Consider the following 15,729-nt stretch of genomic DNA (forward strand, 5'->3'; position numbering starts at 1 on the left):
GGGAGTGGTATCTTAACACTCAGACGTAATACCTGGAGGTGACGCTTTCCCAGGTTCCCTGGGCCTTCAGGATCAGGTCGCAGAGCTCGCGCACCGCTCCCCAGCCGCCGCGGTTCCTGGCGACGAATTGGGCGAAGGGAAGAACCTCCTGTACGGCATCGGCGGGCGCCGCGGCGAATCCCACCCGTTTGAGCAGCGGGATGTCGATGACGTCGTCCCCCATGAAGGCGACCTGCTCGTCGGAGAGGCCGGTGGCCTCCAGCATCTGGCGGTACGGGACGAGCTTGTCCAGGGATTTCTGGTACACCTGCCCTATCCCCAGTTCCACGGCACGGTTGTAGACCACCTGCGACTCGCGTCCGGAGATGATGCCGACCTCGATGCCGGAGCGCTGCAGCATCTTGATGCCGTGACCGTCCTTCACGTTGAAGAACTTGCTCTCCACGCCGTTGGAGTCGAATATGATGCGTCCGTCGGTCAGCACGCCATCGACGTCGAGTATCAGCAACTTGATCTTCTTCAGCTTTTCTTCCATGAAAACCTCACTTAAGCCTCACGCTCACGCAAAGCCGCAAAGACGCTAAGAACTGCACAAAAAAACAAAACAAACCTGCTCACGCAAAGACGCTAAGACGCAAAGTACGGCAAAAACATTTAACAGGGATAAAAACGGATAAAAGGGATAGACAATAAAAATCGCGCAAAAACACTATGAGCACAAAATCTTTATATGGCTTTTATCCCTTTCATCCCCTTCATCCCTGTTGAGAGCTCTGAGGTTTGCTTTGCGACTTTGCGGCTTTGCGTGACAAAGCTTCTATGCTATGCCCGCCTTCAAAAGGTCGTGCAGGTGCACGATGCCGACCGGAGCGACGGCGTCATCGTCGGAGAAGACGAAAAGCGAGGTGATGGAATACTGCTCCATCTGCTGCAGGGCGCGCGCGGCCAACTCGTCGCGGCGGATCCGCTTGGGGCCCTTCTTCATCAGCGCCGATGCCGGGAGGTTTATGATGTCGAGCCCTTGTCCCAGCGCCCGGCGCAGGTCGCCGTCGGTGATCACCCCGAGCAGGGCGCCGTCTTCAGAGGTGACGCCGGTGATGCCCAGCCCCTTGGAGGTGATGGTGAAGAGCGCCTCGCGCATCAGGGTTTCGGAGCCGACCAGCGGGAGCCCCTCGCCCGAGTGCATGATGTCCTCCACCTTCAAAAGGAGCCTGCGCCCCAGCGTGCCTCCGGGGTGGAACATGGCGAAGTCCTCCGCCTTGAAGCCGCGGCTCACCAGGAGCGCCACGGCGATGGCGTCGCCCATGGCCATGGTCACGGTGGTGGATGCGGTCGGGGCGAGCCCCAGGGGGCACGCCTCCTCCTTCACCGAGATGTCGAGGAAGATATCGCCGCTTTTGGCCAGGGTGGAGTTGGGGTTGCCGGCCATGGCGATCAGGGAGCCCCCCAGACGCTTGATGATCGGGAGGATGCGCACCACCTCGTCGGTTTCGCCGGAGTTGGAGATGGCAATCACGACGTCCCCCTTCATGATCATCCCCAGGTCGCCGTGAATGCCTTCCGCTGGATGCAGGAAAAAGGCGGGGGTGCCGGTGGAGGCCATGGTGGAGGCGATCTTCTGGCCGACGAGGCCGGATTTGCCCATACCGGTGACGACGACGCGCCCGGTGGTGTTCAGTATCATCTGTACGGCTTTTTCGAAGGCCTGGTCAATCGAGGCTTCGAGGTGCAAAAGCGCCTCTGCCTCGACTCTGATCACCCGCTTTGCTTCTTCTAAAATCAAGTTCAACTCCTTTAAAAAGGGTCACGCCCGTTCGCTTCGCTCACTCAAGACGCAAAGTCGCAAAGTAAAGCAAAACCAAAAGCAAACATCATTTAAACAGGGATAACAGGGATAAAGGGGATACAACCTAAAAGACTTTGGGGTTAAAACCAAACCTTTGGTCTTGTCCTCTTCTTTGCGTCTTGGCGTTAAGTTCGCTTTTCCGCGGTTATCTTCTTTATCCCTGCTTACCCGGCCTTGTCTTTGCGTCTTCGCGGCTTTGCGTGAGTTGCCTTTACGCTTGTTTCACGATCGCGTCGATGGCCTTCAGTTTCTTCAGAAGTGCCGGCAGGTCGTCCAGGCGCACCGAATTCGGTCCGTCGCAAAGGGCACGCTCGGGCTCCTCATGCACTTCCATGAAGACGCCGTCCACACCGGCGGCAACCGCCGCACGGGAAAGGAACTCGACGTACTCGCGCTGCCCGCCGGACGAGGTCCCCTCGCCTCCCGGGAGCTGGACGCTGTGGGTGGCGTCGAAGATGACCGGGAAACCCGTGGAGCGCATGATGGGGAAGCTGCGCATGTCCACGACCAGGTTGTTGTAGCCGAAGCTCGCGCCGCGCTCGGTGAGAATGATGTTCTCGTTCTCGCAGGCGCGGATCTTCCCGACCACGTTCTTCATGTCCCAGGGGGCCAGGAACTGCCCCTTCTTCACGTTGACGACCTTGCCGGTCCTGGCAGCGGCGACCAGGAGGTCGGTCTGGCGGCAGAGAAAGGCGGGAATCTGCAGCACGTCCAAAACGTCCGCTGCCGGCTCCACCTGTTCGATGGAATGGATGTCGGAAAGAACCGGAACACCCAGCGATTCCTTCACCTTGGCCAGGATCCTGAGTCCCTCTTCCATCCCGGGGCCGCGAAAGGCGGTGACCGAGGTGCGGTTCGCCTTGTCGTAGGAGGCCTTGAAGATCAGCGGAATGCCGACGCCGTTGCAGATGCTCATCAGGCGTTCAGCGTGACGCAGCGTCGCCGCTTCGTTCTCTATCACGCACGGCCCCGCAACCAGCACGAGCGGCCTGTTCCCGCCAATCTTTATGTTTCCTACCGAGATCTCGCGAATCATCATCTTTCTCCTATTTGCGTCTCACGCTCGTTCGCTTTCACTCACTAAAGCCGCAAAGACGCAAAGTGAAGCAAAGCAAACCGTTTAACAGGGATCAAAGGGACAGGATAAAACGAAAAAGGATTTTGGGTCAAACCAATAATCGCTTTCCCGCTTTATCCCTTTTATCCCCTTAATCCCTGTTCAGTGGTTTGTTCTGCGTCTTTGCGTCTTTGCGTGAGGCGGTTTGCTAGCCTTTCCTTGCCTTGGTGGCACCGATGAACGCCTTGAACAGCGGGTGCGGGTTGAGCGGCTTGGACTTGAACTCGGGATGGAACTGACACCCGAGGAACCAGGGGTGGTCGGCCAGCTCGACGATCTCAACCAGGTTCCCTTCCTTGTAGATGCCGGAGATGATCAGCCCCTTTTCTTCCAGTGCGGCGCGGAAGGCGTTGTTGAACTCGTAGCGATGACGGTGACGCTCGGAGATCTCGGTGGCGCCGTAGGCCTTCTGCGCGAAGGTCCCCTTGGTGAGGGAGCAGGGGTACGCACCCAGGCGCATGGTGCCGCCCTTCTTGTCGACCCCCTTCTGCTCTTCCATCAGGTGGATCACCGGGCTCTGGCAAGAGGGCTTGAACTCGCTGGAGAAGGCCTCGGGGAGCTTGCAGACGTTGCGCGCGAACTCGACGGCGGCCATCTGCATGCCGAGGCAGATGCCGAAGAAGGGGACCTTGTTGACGCGGGCGTACTCGATGGCCTTGATCTTGCCCTCGGTGCCGCGCTCGCCGAAGCCGCCCGGTACCAGGATGCCGTCCACGTCGGCTAGGTACTTCTCGGCCCCCTCCTCCTCGATCTTCTCGGAGTCGAGGTAGACCAGGGTGACGCGGCAGTCGTTGGCGATGCCACCGTGGGTGAGCGCCTCGGAGAGCGACTTGTAGGATTCCTTGAGGTCGACGTACTTGCCGACCACGGCGATGCGGACCTCGCCGCAGCCGGGGTTGGTGAGCTTGGAAACCACCTGCTGCCAGTGGGAGAGGTCCGGCGCCTTGGTCCAGATGTTGAGCTTCTCAACCACCTGGTCGTCGAGCCCTTCCAGGTTCAATGCCAGCGGCACCGCGTAGATGTGCTCGGCGTCGCGGGAGGTGATGACCGCCTTCTCCTCGACGTTGCAAAACAGGGCGATCTTCGCCTTCATGTCCTGGGGGAGCTCCTGCTCGCAGCGGCACAAAAGGATGTCCGGCTGGATGCCGATTTCGCGCAGCTCCTTGACCGAGTGCTGGGTCGGCTTGGTCTTAAGCTCCCCGGCGGTCCTGATGTAGGGGACCAGGGTGACGTGCAGGTACAGCACGTTCCCCGCGCCGCGGTCGCTCTTCAACTGGCGGATCGCCTCGAGAAACGGCAGCGACTCGATGTCGCCCACGGTGCCGCCGATCTCGACGATGGCGATGTCGCTTCCCTTGGCGTTGTCAAGGATGTTGGCCTTGATCTGGTCGGTGATGTGCGGGATGACCTGGACGGTCCCCCCCAGGTAATCGCCGCGGCGCTCCTTCTCGATGACCGAGAAGTAGACCTGCCCCGTGGTGAAGTTGCTCTTCTTGGAGAGCTTGCTGGAGGTGTAGCGCTCGTAGTGCCCGAGGTCCAGGTCGGTCTCGGCGCCGTCGTCGGTGACGAAGACCTCGCCGTGCTGGAAGGGAGACATGGTGCCCGGATCGACGTTTATGTACGGATCCAGCTTCTGGATGGTGACCCGGAGCCCCCGTGCCTCCAGCAGAGCGCCCAAAGAAGCGGCGGCGAGTCCCTTACCTATGGAGGAGACAACGCCGCCGGTAACAAAGATGAATTTTGTCTTCACTGAAAAAACCTCCAATTAACTAGATCAAGACAAAGATATAGATAGAAGTACCGCCTCTGATCTCATCCTCGCCTTGAATCTCTATCTCATTCTTAATCTCAATCTCAATCTCAATCTGCTTTTTAGCCTTTCAACTTGGCCAGGACCTTCTCCAGGTCGGCCGGGGTGTCCACGCCGATCGATTCGCACTCGGTCTCGACGATCTTGATGCGGTAGCCGTTCTCAAGAACCCGCAACTGCTCGAGCTTCTCGGCCATCTCGAGGTAGCTGGGCGGAAGCGCCGCGAAGACCGGCAGGAACTCCCTGCGGTACACGTAGAGTCCCACGTGCTTGTAACATAAAAGCTTGCCGCAGCAGAAGGCATCGTCCTTCAGATCGTTCCACTTGTCGCGGAAAAACGGCAGCGGCGAACGGGAGAAATAGAGTACGTTCCCCTTCGGGTCGGCCACCACCTTCACCACGTTGGGTGACAGGAAGTCGTGCAACGTCTTGATGCGGCATTTAAGGGTCGCCATGGGGATCGAGGGATCCTCGAGCATCGGTGCGATCGCCTGGTCGATCATGGCCGGGTCGATGAGCGGCTCGTCCCCCTGCACGTTGACGATGATGTCGGCGTCGAGCCTCCCCGCCACCTCGGCCAGCCGGTCGGTCCCGGTCTCGTGTTCCACCGAGGTCATCTCCACCCGCCCGCCGAAGGCGCGCACCGCGGCGGCGATCCGCTCGTCGTCGGTCGCCACGATCACCTCGGAAACGAGGGTGGCCTTCGAAGCACGCTCATACACATGCTGCACCATGGGTTTCCCCATGATGTCCGCCAATGCCTTAGCCTCAAAACGCGTGGAAGCATACCTGGCGGGAATTACCGCGGTTATTTTCATTTGGCGTCTCAGTACGACCCGCACCGGCCGAGCCGGCGTCGTGTCCTGGTTGCGGTTGTGGTTTGGTGATTTTTATGGCTGGCTTTTGCTGCGATTTTAGCCGGTGGAGCGCAGCCTGAACCTCTGGCTCCGTCCCTTGTCTGGCGGGACGAAACAAGTTACATCAAAAGAAAGGTTCGTGTCAAGGAGTGAAATTAGAGGGATGCGCTCAGCTTGTCGGCCCACGAGAAGGTCTCCAGCTGGGCGGAGAGGAGTTGATCAAGCTCCAGTTCGCAGACATCCAACTGCTCGCTTACGGCCGGGAAGTCTGTCTGTTCCAGCAGCTCGGCCAGCACCAGCAGTGACCCCAGCTCCCCCTCGTGGTGCAGCAGCGCGCTCTTCACGTTCTCCACGAGGTTCAGCTTGCCGACCAGCTCGGCCATGGCATCCTCGAACAGCACGTCGATGAGCGAGAGTATGCCTACCATGAACCCCTGGTCGGCGAGCTCGCCGGCGCCGCGGCCGCGCGAGGCCAGGATGAGGAGTTCCATCAACTTGCCGCGCGTGGCCGCCATCTCCAGCAGCGGGCTTTGCACCCCGTTCTGGTCGTTGCAGGCGTACAGCGCGAGGGTGATCCAGCGCTTTAGCTGCTCGAGCCCGAGGACCGTCAGGGCGTGGCGCAGCGTCTTGATCCGTACCCGGAGCCCCATGGCAACGGAGTTCACCAGGCGCAGCAGGTTGTAGGTGAGCCCCGGGTTCTGCTTGAAGGTCTCCTCGATATCGGCCCAGTCGGCGTCGGACATCACCTGCTTCATGAGCTGCATCATGGTGATCTTGCCGATATCGATTTTGTTCTGCCTGAGCACCACCGGACGGGCGAAGTAGTATCCCTGGAACAGGTCGAAGCCGAGCTGCGAGCAGTATTTGTAGTGCTCCGCGTTCTCGACCTTCTCGGCCAAAAGTGTGAGCGGCCACTTCCTGAGGTTTTCCACCATTTCAGGAAGGGCGTGGGCAGGCGTCTCCAGCACGTCCACCTTGACGATGTCGACCAGGCGGTAGATGTCATGGAAGGCGGGGGAGTAGACGTGGTCGTCCAGGGCGAGGCTGAAGCCCAGGGCCTTGAGGGAGCGGCAGCGGTCGAAAACCTCCTGGTCGGCGACGATGCTTTCCAGCAGCTCGATCACCACGCGGTTCTTGGGCAGGAGCTCGACGGCGTCGCTCATCAGCACTTCGCGGGTCACGTTGAAAAACCCTTTGTGCCGGCCAAGGACGTCCTGGATGCCGAACTGGGCGAGGGCGTTGACGATGACGCTGGCGCTGGCCGCCTGCACGTCGAGGATGTTGGCAGAGAGCAGGCTCTCCGGCGAGCGGAACAGGAGCTCGAACCCCATGATCTGCTGGGTCCGGTCCAGTATGGGCTGGCGCCCCAGAAAGAACTTTTCCTCAAGCATGGCAAACCCCTAGAACCCGTTCTACGTTCTACGTTCTACGTGATACCTCTTGCCGATCAAGTTTCTCGGTCGATAGCGCCGTGCCCTGCCTGCTGCCTCTAACATAGAACCCAGAACGTAAAACGGCCGTTAGCAGCGTTAGTTGCAGAGCCTCAGTACCTCGCGGCTGATGGAGTCCAGGGGACGAACGTAGTCGACGCCTCCCAGCTTGATCGCCTCGTTGGGCATCCCGAAGACGATGCAGCTCGCCTCGTCCTGGGCGATGTTCAGGGCGCCCGCCTGTTTCATCTCGAGCATGCCGTGCGCACCGTCGTCCCCCATGCCGGTCATGATCACCCCTACGGCGTTCTTGCCGGCGTAGCGCGCGGCGGAGCGGAACAGCACGTCGACCGATGGGCGATGCCGCGACACCAGCGGCCCGTCCTTGACCTCGACGTAGTAACGCGCGCCGCTTCGCTTCAAAAGCAGGTGGTGGTTCCCCGGCGCGATCAGGGCCCGGCCGCGCACGACGGTGTCGTTGTTCTCCGCCTCCTTGACCGTGATCCGGCACAACCCGTCCAGCCGCTGGGAAAAGGCGCGGGTGAAACCCTCCGGCATATGCTGCACGATAACGATGCCGGGACAGTCCGCCGGCAGCGACTCCAAGAAGGTCCGAAGCGCCTCGGTCCCGCCGGTCGAGGCGCCGACCACGACCACCTTCTCGGTGGTCTGCATCATCGCCTGGCTCTTGGGCTTTTCCATGATCACGTCGGCCGTCAGCTTGGGCGCCACCTGGTGGGTGACCGCGGAGACGCGCCGCAGCCTGGCCTGACTCGCCGCCTTCACCGCGTCGCAGATCCTCACCCGGGACTCCTCCAGGAACGCCTTGGTCCCCAGGCGCGGCTTCTGGATGATCTCCACCGCGCCGTACTCGAGGGCCTTCAGGGCGGTCTCCGATCCCTTTTCGGTGAGGCTCGAGCACATCACCACCGGGATGGGGTGCTGGCTCATGATCTTGTGCAGGAAGGTGATCCCGTCCATCCTGGGCATCTCGACGTCGAGGGTGATCACGTCGGGCACTTCCTGCCGGATCCGTTCGGCGGCGATGAAGGGATCGCCGGCGGTCGACATCACCTCGATCTGCGGGTCAGAGGAGAGGATCTCCACCATGGTCTGACGCACCACGGCCGAGTCGTCCACTATCAGTACCTTTATCTTTTTGGGCATCAACACCCCCCCGATTTTCTCATTCGCTTCAGGAGGACCTCACCGGTGTTGGAGTGGAAGATGATCTTCCTGCCGCGCTCCCCCCCGAGGTCCTGCTTGGCCACCCGGACCGTCTCGTGCGCGAGGACCCTGAGCGCCATCTCCGAGTTCTGCCGGCCGACGCTGCGCATCCTGCCGCGGGCGTCGAACATGTCGGCCCCGCCAAAGACCTTCGCCTCCAGTTCCCCGCGCAGCGCCCCCCGCTGCATCAGCCGCTCCAGCATCGCCCTGATGGCGGAATCGACGTACTTGCCGCGATACCCGTCGTGCTCGCCGCCGGAGGGATTGTCGCTGCTTGGGAGCTGGGCGTGACAGATGGCTCCCAGCCGCAGCCTGCAACTGAAGATGGTCACCGCAACGCAGGAACCGAGCAGGGTGGTCACCAGGACAGGCTCAGAGCTTACCATTATCTGGCCCGGTTTCAGAAAGACGACCTTTCCCTGCGCCGCCGGCATCACCTCGGCCTTCGGTACACCGTCGGGTAGACGCTTGCCAACGGTACGTCGAGGCCGCTCAAAGTCTCCGAGTGCCCCATAAAGATGTAGGCGCCGGGCTTCATGTGGCGGTGGAAACGCTGCAGCAGCCTCTCCTGGGTGGGGCGGTCGAAATAGATGATGACGTTGCGGCAGAAGATGATGTCCAGCTGCTCGCGCATGCCGAAGTCTTCGTCCATGAAGTTGAGGCGGCGAAAGCGCACCTTCTCGCGCAGTTCCGGGACGATGCGCACCATGCCGCTGGAGCGGTCCTTGCTGCGCAAGAGGTACTTTTTCTTTAGTTCCATCGCTACCGGCTCGACCTGGCTCTCGGTGTAGATCGCCGTCCTGGCCTTTTCCAGCACGCGCGTGGAGATGTCGGTGGCAAGGATCCTAAAGTCGAACCCCGGATTGCGCAGGGCGTATTCGGAGAGGACCATGCAAAGGGTATAGGGCTCCTCGCCGGAGGAGCATCCGGCGCTCCAGATGGAAAGGGTCGCGCCGGGATGCCTCTTCACCCAATCGGGGAGCACCGTCTGGGTCAGGTAATTGAAATGGTCCGGTTCGCGGAAGAAGTCGGTCTTGTTGGTCGTGACCATGTCCAGCATCTGCACCAGCTCTTTCTCCATCCCCTCTGCGGAGAAGAGAAAATCGCAGTAGTCGGTGAAGCTGTGCATTCCGAGACCGCGCAGCCTCTTTTGAAGACGCGCCTCCAGCATGGTTTTCTTCACCTCCGGCATCTTGATGCCGCAGGTATCGTAGATAAACCGGCTCAGCCTGCCGAAGTCGCGCGCCGACAGGGTTGCGGTGTGTTCAACGACACATGGCTCTTCCATGATAACGGACCTCGCTGCATGCATAGACGCTGCCCCTCCCCCACTTGTCAATTCTGTTCCGTCTCGACGGCCTGCACCAGCTGCGGGATATCCAGGATCAGCGCGACGGAGCCGTCCCCGAGGATGGTGGCGCCCGAGATCCCCTCGGTATCCTTGTAGGCGCGCCCGAGCGACTTGATCACGGTCTGGTGCTCGCCGATGACGTGGTCCACCACGAAGCCGACCCGCGTTCCGTTGACCTGGGTGATCACGATCTGTTCGATCTCCGGCGGCGGACCGGTGATGCGGAAGTGCTCCCTAAGCGGTATGTAGGGAACCAGGTGCTCGCGCACGTGGGCCAGGTTCCTGCCGTGCGAGCGCGCCACGTCCTCGCGGGTCAGCTCGACGCACTCGTCGACCAGGGCCAGAGGCATCATGAAGGAGTCGTTGCCGATCTTCACCAGCAGGCTCTCGATGATGGCCAGGGTGAGCGGGATCTTCACCGTGATGCAGGTCCCCTGGCCGCGCACGCTGGTGATGTCGATGCTGCCGCGCAGGGACTCGATGGCCCGCTTCACCACGTCCATGCCGACGCCGCGTCCCGAGATGGAGGAAACGGTCTTGGCCGTGGAGAAGCCGGGGGCGAAGATGAGGCCGAAGAGCTCCTTCTCCGAGAGCTCGGCACTCGCAGAGATGATGCCACGCTCGATCCCCTTGGTGCGGATCGCCTCCTTGTCCAGACCCGCCCCGTCGTCGGCTATGGTGATGAGGACGCTGTCGCCGGAGTGGACCGCCGCGAGGCGCACGGTGCCGCGCGCCGGTTTCCCGGCCGCCTCGCGCAGCTCGGGAAGCTCGATACCGTGGTCGATGCTGTTCCTGATCAGGTGCACCAGCGGGTCGTTCAACTTCTCGATCACCGTCTTGTCCAGCTCGGTCTCCTCCCCTTCCGTGGTCATCTCGATCTGCTTGCCCAGTTCTGCGGAGAGGTCGCGCACCAGGCGCTTGAACTTGCTGAAGGTGCTGCCGATGGGAAGCATGCGGATGTTGAGGGCGCTGTCTCGCAACTCGGCGGTCAGGCGCTCGACCTCTTCGGCGATCGCCATGAGCTCCGCGTCGTCGCGCTGGGCGGCGGTCTGGGACAGGCGCGCCTGCACCGTCACCATCTCGCCCACCAGGTTCACCAGGAGGTCGAGCCGCTCGGCCGGGACCCGGATGCTCGATGAGGCTTCCGCCGCCTGCTTCTCCTGGCGCACCTCCTTCACATGCTTTTGTTCCGCCAGGGCCGCCTGCACCCTCCCTTCGGGGAGGATCCCCTCGGAGATGGCGAGCTCGCCGAACCTGCGCTGCCGGGAAAGCACGGCCTTCATCTCGTCCGCGGTGATGTCCCCGCGCTCCAGGAGGATCTCGCCCAGTTTCTTGTAATCCTGCTGCTCGTCGTAGCGGTTGTGCTCCGCCACCACCTCGATCTTCAGCTCGCAGTCGTCCTCGACGAAGATGAAGATGTCGCGCACCGCGTTCTCGCCCTGGTCGGTGGTGAGGATCACTTCCCAGTAGACGTAGCACCCTTCCGGGTTCATCTCCTCCAGCGGCGGGAAGCCGTCGGTCTGTGCAACCAAGGTGCAGGTCCCGAGCTCCTTCATCTCGGCCAGGAGGTTCAAGGGGTTGGTGCCGGTGACGAAGATGTCCCGGGGCGGCACGAAGCGGATCCGGTAGGTGACGGGGTCTTTGCGCTGGGTCTCCGCCTTCTCCTGCCGCTCGGGGGTCCCCCCGTCGGCAGCGACGAAGCCGGCCAGCTCGCGCAGCCCCACGATGATCTCGGCGCTTGCCTGCAGGTCGGTTTCGGCGCCGCTGTCGGCGGCATCGAGCATGGCCCGGATCTGGTCCCGGGCGGCCAGGGTCAGGTTCACCAGTCGGCCGGTGACGTTGAGCTTGCCGTTGCGCACCATGTCGAAAACGGTTTCCACCTCGTGGGTGAAGCTCGCGATGTCGTCGAAGCCGAACATGGAGCCGGACCCCTTGATGGTGTGCATGGCACGGAACACCCTGCCGATCAGGTCCTGGTCATCGGGGCGCTCCTCAAGCTCCAGAAGCGAAGACTCCAGTTCAGCCAGGAGCTCGTATGCCTCTTCCTTGAATGCCTGCCGATGAAGATCGATCATCCCAGCACCTTCTTCACAACCGCCATCAGTTGTTCGGGTTTGAACGGCTTGACGATCCAACCGGTGGCGCCGGCCGCCTTTCCTTCCTGCTTCTTGGAGTCCTGGGATTCCGTGGTCAGCATCACGATGGGTATGAACTTGCAGCTGGCCAAGGACCTCGCCCCCTTGATCAGCCCGATGCCATCGAGGTTGGGCATGTTAAGGTCGGTGATCAGCATGTCCACCTTGGTGGTGGCCAGCTTCTGCAGCGCATCCTTGCCGTCCACGGCCTCCACCACGTCGTAGCCACCCTGCTTAAGGGTGAAGGTCACCATCTGCCGTACGCTGGCAGAATCATCCGCTGTCATTATCACTTTGGCCATTAGCTCTCTCCTCCTACCCAGATGCAACTGCAAGCTCGATCTTGCGGACACCCGGTGTGCCTTTGAAATCCGGCGCCGTTCGCCGCTTCACGGAAGGTGGCGTTGCCGCCATCGAAGACATGCAGGTTCTTGCCTCTGCGCAACGCACTCTGGTGCGCCGAGCACAATAGCTGCAGCCCGGTCAGATCGATCCCGGTCAGTGCGGAGACGTCCACCCGCACCTCCGGAGCCGCCTCGAGTGCCGCCAGGAGCGCCTCCCGGAAGTCCCGGGCCTCGCAGATGGTGACCCCGCCGGATACCTTCAGAACCTCCGTCGCCCCTTGCGGGTCTTTTACCCGTTCCAACTTCACCTCGTCCATATGGATCCTCGTCCTCGATTTAGAAAAGTTCCACGTTGCCGCCCAATTCGTCCTCGTCGGCCGCAGGTTGCGGCGGCGCGGACTGGGTGGGCATTCTCCCCCCGGTGGCGGGACCGCTCAGCGACTCGTGGATCCTGCGTTCGCTCTGCATGGTGTAGCGCTGGGCCAGTTGGTCCAGGTTCCCCCCCGAGCCGGCCGGGGCCAGCCTGCGGGCTTCGGTCGCGACGCCGGAGATGGCCCGGATCGACTCCTCCAGCACCTGGGCCACCTTGCGGTGCACCGTTATCCCCGACACCACCTGCTCGATGTCGGTGGAGAGCCGGGTCACCGCGTCGTCCATCTTGTGCAGCGAGTGCTGCAGCGTGTCGTTCACCTGCCTCAATGTCTGCACCAGGCCGGAAAGGGTCTGCACCATGCCGTGCACCTCGGACTCAAGCCCCGTGGTCTCGACACTCACCCCCTGGCTGAGCCGGTCGGTGACCGCGATGATCCCCTGCAGCGTCCCGGAGACCGCGCCGGTATGGTCGATGGCGTCGATGGAAAGCCGCTGGATGGCCTCAGCCAATACCCCGAGCGCCGCCCCCTCGTCGCCGGTATAGGCCGACTTGATCTGGGCGTTCAGGGCGATCAGCTTGATCTCCTCGCCTATCTTTTCTATGTCGCCCACGAAATTGGCGATCTCCCCCACCGTCTCGGCGACGGTCCCCATGGCCACGCACAGCGCCTGGTTCACCTTCGAGCTCTCCAGGAGCGCGTCGGAGACCACCGAGATGTCCCTTTCCATGCCGGTGAAGAAGCTTCCCCCCGCCTGGTCCGCGATGCCGGACATGCCGCTGGTCTGGGCGGAGAGGCCGGACTGCTTCCTGGCCACTTCCCTGAGGCTCTCCATGATGACCCGCACCGCGCCGTCCAGTTCGTCGGAGGCGTGCCGCAGCTGCGCTATCTGCAGCTCGCAGATGGTGGCTGTCGCGTCGGCGCCGCAGCTTCCCGCGTCGAGCCCCTCTTTGACCTCGGAAAGCGCCTCCTCGACATGCTCGATCTGTTGGCGCACGATGTCGTGGGCCTGCATGGACATGACCACGTCGCCGATGGAGCGGTACACCTCGTCGGAGACCGCGGAGACCAGCGCCACGGAGCTTGAGCAGCGCGAGTTGATCTCGGTGAGGGACTGCAGGCTCTTCTTGGTCCGTGCCAGGACCTCGATTACCTTATCGTGCTGCTGGGCGCCGCTCTCGAGTACCCCGGTCAGGGTCTGCTCGATTTCCCGCGCCAGGTCGTCCTTTCTTCTCAGGATGAAGGCGGCCTTTTCGTTCACCTGGACCGATAGCTCGCCGACGTCGCTGGCAAGGGTGTCGAACCCCGCGGCGCTCTGCCCCAGCCGGGCGCTCTCGATCTTGGTGGAGATCCCCAGCATGCGCAGCACCTTGTTCACCTTCTTGAAGCCGGAGAGCGGATCGCTCACCTTCTCCAGGAGCCCGAGGATCTCGCGCAGCGTCTGGGCGCTCCCCTCGATCTCGTTCTGGGCCCGGTCCACGTAATGCCCCATGTGGTCGAGCATCTCTCCCAGGCGGTCCATGGCGCCGGTCACGTGATCGCCGGCGACCTCGCCCACCATTTCCGAGGCGAGCCCGGAGATTCCCAAGCCGCGCTGGTAGAAGTCCTGCAGCCTGCCACCGATCGCCAGGAACTCGTCTTCGGTGGTCCCCGATATCACGGCAAGCTCCGCCGCAGCCTTGGCCAGGACGCCGGACCATCCCGGCGCTAGTGCCCGTGTTTCGGATTCCCGGGCGCTGGTATCATTGCCGGCAGCTATCATAACTTTCCTTTTAACTCGTATGAGGTTGGTAAACGGCGGGCCTCTCCCGATTTTTCCACCAATGGCCCGGTTGAGTTAATTTATCGACAGGCGGGGGCAGATCTTGAAACCTTTTTCTCATGGAATCCAAAACTTCGGCAATTTAATGGGAAGTATGCGCCCTAATTGGTGTTCTTACTCCGCGGCTTCGGCCGCTTCCCCCCGAAAAAAGGCAACATCGCCGTAATCTCGGGCACTTTTGACCACAAAAAATGTTTACGGTGGAATTCCGGAAACACCCCTTAGTGAAGCGGTCACGCAAAGCACGCAAAGCACGCAAAGGTCAGGAAGAAGGCTCTTGTCGCGACCAAAAGCCTTCTTTGCATCCTTGGCGGATGCTCGGCGTTCTTCGCGCCACGCTTTTAAGGGTCGGGATTGCGGAGGAAAAAAAAGGGCGTCCAGGTGAAGGGACGCCCTTGTTGCTGCGAGGGTGGTATGGGGGGGCGAAGGCGTTCTTGCCTAGCGCCTGACGAAGATCTCGCGGGCCATGGCCGAGTCGATGGCGAATTCGGAGAACCCGACCCTGAAGATGTAGGAGGGAAACGCCTGCAGCAGGGAGATCCGGTTCCCCGGGAGCACCCCCATCGCCATCAGCTTCTGCATCTTCTTGCTGTCTTCGGTCTGGATGTAGGCGATGTCACCGTCGTCGCCCGGCTTCAGCTCGGTGAGCGGCACCACGCCCAGGTCGCCGGTTTTGCGGGCCTCCTCGCAGCACTCCCCGGGAGGGATGGGCTTGCCGTGCGGGCAGGTCGCCGGGTGGTTCAGCATGGTGCAGACCTTGCTGTCGACCCCCTCGTTCAAGAGGTGCTCGAACTGGCAGGCCTTCACATCACCGCTCTCGCCCCTGATGTTCAACACGTCCATCATCAGCCTCTCGGCGAGACGATGCCGCCTGATGGTCATGCGCCCTTCCTCGCGCCCCTCGGGGCGGAAGTAGATGCGCCCTCCCCTGATCTCCACCAGGGCGTGCGCGGAGAGCTCGTGGTAGGCGGGATCAGAGGGATCGATCTCCATCCGGTCCAGCTCGGCGTAGCCGGTTCCCTTCTCCTCCGACTCGATCCAGAGCGCCTCCAGTATCTCTTCCGCTTTATCGCTAAGCTTCATAACTTCTCCTTTTTCCCTCACTCGGGGTCATAGTTGCGGCCCACGGGCCCAGGCGCTACTCTCGATCCTTCTTGCCGAACATCTTCTTGAGCCCTTTAACGAAAGCAGGTTCCGGCGGGTTCTCATAATTGCAGCGGGGACATTTTACCATCTTGCAGCCGGATGACATCGGGCAATTTTTGCACCCCACGTTCCCTTCGCTCTCCGCAAACTCATGTCCGCAAAATCCGCACCTCATGCAAACCTCGACTAACGTACTACCTGTCCCGGAAACAAAACCGACGTAACAGGGATAAAGGGGATCAAAGGGATACCACCTGAAGCAAAAACCGGTGT

Annotated in this window: 15 protein-coding genes; all 15 read right to left on the reverse strand. The window is 61.6% G+C overall.

Features of this window, described 5'->3' with window-relative positions; genetic code table 11:
* Positions 1-19 precede the first annotated feature (19 nt).
* The gene (locus tag KP003_RS11685; protein ID WP_216497747.1) at positions 20-535 is read right to left on the reverse strand and encodes a KdsC family phosphatase; all 516 of its coding nucleotides are present in this window, start codon (positions 533-535) and stop codon (positions 20-22) included.
* Between the two features lie 282 nt (positions 536-817).
* Positions 818-1,783 carry a KpsF/GutQ family sugar-phosphate isomerase gene (locus tag KP003_RS11690; protein WP_216497748.1) on the reverse strand — a complete coding sequence of 322 codons (966 nt, stop codon included), beginning with the start codon at positions 1,781-1,783 and terminating at the stop codon, positions 818-820.
* Positions 1,784-2,057: 274 nt separating this feature from the next.
* The gene (kdsA, locus tag KP003_RS11695) at positions 2,058-2,882 is read right to left on the reverse strand and encodes a 3-deoxy-8-phosphooctulonate synthase (protein ID WP_216497927.1); all 825 of its coding nucleotides are present in this window, start codon (positions 2,880-2,882) and stop codon (positions 2,058-2,060) included.
* Between the two features lie 229 nt (positions 2,883-3,111).
* On the reverse strand, positions 3,112-4,713 hold the full coding sequence (gene pyrG, locus KP003_RS11700) for a CTP synthase (protein WP_216788433.1): 1,602 nt from the start codon (positions 4,711-4,713) through the stop codon (positions 3,112-3,114).
* A 122-nt stretch (positions 4,714-4,835) separates the two neighbouring features.
* The gene (kdsB, locus tag KP003_RS11705; RefSeq protein WP_216788435.1) at positions 4,836-5,591 is read right to left on the reverse strand and encodes a 3-deoxy-manno-octulosonate cytidylyltransferase; all 756 of its coding nucleotides are present in this window, start codon (positions 5,589-5,591) and stop codon (positions 4,836-4,838) included.
* Between the two features lie 194 nt (positions 5,592-5,785).
* Complete coding sequence (locus KP003_RS11710) at positions 5,786-7,021, reverse strand: EAL and HDOD domain-containing protein (protein WP_216497751.1); 1,236 nt, start codon at positions 7,019-7,021, stop codon at positions 5,786-5,788.
* Positions 7,022-7,159: 138 nt separating this feature from the next.
* Positions 7,160-8,227, reverse strand: a complete 1,068-nt coding sequence (locus KP003_RS11715; RefSeq protein ID WP_217299628.1) for a protein-glutamate methylesterase/protein-glutamine glutaminase — start codon at positions 8,225-8,227, stop codon at positions 7,160-7,162.
* A complete protein-coding gene (locus tag KP003_RS11720) occupies positions 8,227-8,673 on the reverse strand; it encodes a chemotaxis protein CheD (RefSeq protein ID WP_236026752.1) in 447 nt (148 codons plus the stop codon). Before KP003_RS11720 ends, KP003_RS11715 begins: the two co-directional genes overlap by 1 nt.
* Positions 8,674-8,720: 47 nt before the next feature.
* A complete protein-coding gene (locus KP003_RS11725; RefSeq protein WP_407931676.1) occupies positions 8,721-9,575 on the reverse strand; it encodes a CheR family methyltransferase in 855 nt (284 codons plus the stop codon).
* Positions 9,576-9,622: 47 nt separating this feature from the next.
* Positions 9,623-11,713, reverse strand: a complete 2,091-nt coding sequence (locus KP003_RS11730; protein ID WP_217299629.1) for a chemotaxis protein CheA — start codon at positions 11,711-11,713, stop codon at positions 9,623-9,625.
* Positions 11,710-12,075 (reverse strand): response regulator, encoded by a 366-nt coding sequence (locus tag KP003_RS11735; RefSeq protein ID WP_216497756.1) that lies wholly within the window; start codon positions 12,073-12,075, stop codon positions 11,710-11,712. The genes KP003_RS11730 and KP003_RS11735 overlap by 4 nt, the downstream gene beginning before the upstream one ends.
* Complete coding sequence (locus tag KP003_RS11740) at positions 12,075-12,434, reverse strand: STAS domain-containing protein (protein WP_216497757.1); 360 nt, start codon at positions 12,432-12,434, stop codon at positions 12,075-12,077. Before KP003_RS11740 ends, KP003_RS11735 begins: the two co-directional genes overlap by 1 nt.
* 19 nt (positions 12,435-12,453) lie before the next feature.
* Complete coding sequence (locus tag KP003_RS11745) at positions 12,454-14,250, reverse strand: methyl-accepting chemotaxis protein (RefSeq protein ID WP_217299630.1); 1,797 nt, start codon at positions 14,248-14,250, stop codon at positions 12,454-12,456.
* Between the two features lie 498 nt (positions 14,251-14,748).
* The gene (locus KP003_RS11750) at positions 14,749-15,393 is read right to left on the reverse strand and encodes a metal-dependent transcriptional regulator (protein WP_216497759.1); all 645 of its coding nucleotides are present in this window, start codon (positions 15,391-15,393) and stop codon (positions 14,749-14,751) included.
* Between the two features lie 55 nt (positions 15,394-15,448).
* On the reverse strand, positions 15,449-15,631 hold the full coding sequence (locus KP003_RS21315; protein ID WP_236026753.1) for a hypothetical protein: 183 nt from the start codon (positions 15,629-15,631) through the stop codon (positions 15,449-15,451).
* Between the last annotated feature and the right edge of the window lie 98 nt (positions 15,632-15,729).

It is taken from the genome of Geomonas diazotrophica (genome assembly GCF_019063885.1).
GTDB classification, from domain to species: domain Bacteria; phylum Desulfobacterota; class Desulfuromonadia; order Geobacterales; family Geobacteraceae; genus Geomonas; species Geomonas diazotrophica.

What these genes read in the sequence shown, in the direction of transcription:
- KP003_RS11750 (WP_216497759.1), bottom strand. Translation starts at nt 15,393, where the DNA reads ATGAAGCTTAGCGATAAAGCGGAAGAGATACTGGAGGCGCTCTGGATC.
- KP003_RS11720 (WP_236026752.1), bottom strand. Translation starts at nt 8,673, where the DNA reads ATGGTAAGCTCTGAGCCTGTCCTGGTGACCACCCTGCTCGGTTCCTGC.
- KP003_RS11735 (WP_216497756.1), bottom strand. Translation starts at nt 12,075, where the DNA reads ATGGCCAAAGTGATAATGACAGCGGATGATTCTGCCAGCGTACGGCAG.
- kdsB (WP_216788435.1), bottom strand. Translation starts at nt 5,591, where the DNA reads ATGAAAATAACCGCGGTAATTCCCGCCAGGTATGCTTCCACGCGTTTT.
- KP003_RS11730 (WP_217299629.1), bottom strand. Translation starts at nt 11,713, where the DNA reads ATGATCGATCTTCATCGGCAGGCATTCAAGGAAGAGGCATACGAGCTC.
- KP003_RS11740 (WP_216497757.1), bottom strand. Translation starts at nt 12,434, where the DNA reads ATGGACGAGGTGAAGTTGGAACGGGTAAAAGACCCGCAAGGGGCGACG.
- KP003_RS21315 (WP_236026753.1), bottom strand. Translation starts at nt 15,631, where the DNA reads ATGAGGTGCGGATTTTGCGGACATGAGTTTGCGGAGAGCGAAGGGAAC.
- kdsA (WP_216497927.1), bottom strand. Translation starts at nt 2,882, where the DNA reads ATGATTCGCGAGATCTCGGTAGGAAACATAAAGATTGGCGGGAACAGG.
- KP003_RS11745 (WP_217299630.1), bottom strand. Translation starts at nt 14,250, where the DNA reads ATGATAGCTGCCGGCAATGATACCAGCGCCCGGGAATCCGAAACACGG.
- KP003_RS11710 (WP_216497751.1), bottom strand. Translation starts at nt 7,021, where the DNA reads ATGCTTGAGGAAAAGTTCTTTCTGGGGCGCCAGCCCATACTGGACCGG.
- KP003_RS11715 (WP_217299628.1), bottom strand. Translation starts at nt 8,227, where the DNA reads ATGCCCAAAAAGATAAAGGTACTGATAGTGGACGACTCGGCCGTGGTG.
- KP003_RS11725 (WP_407931676.1), bottom strand. Translation starts at nt 9,575, where the DNA reads ATGGAAGAGCCATGTGTCGTTGAACACACCGCAACCCTGTCGGCGCGC.
- KP003_RS11685 (WP_216497747.1), bottom strand. Translation starts at nt 535, where the DNA reads ATGGAAGAAAAGCTGAAGAAGATCAAGTTGCTGATACTCGACGTCGAT.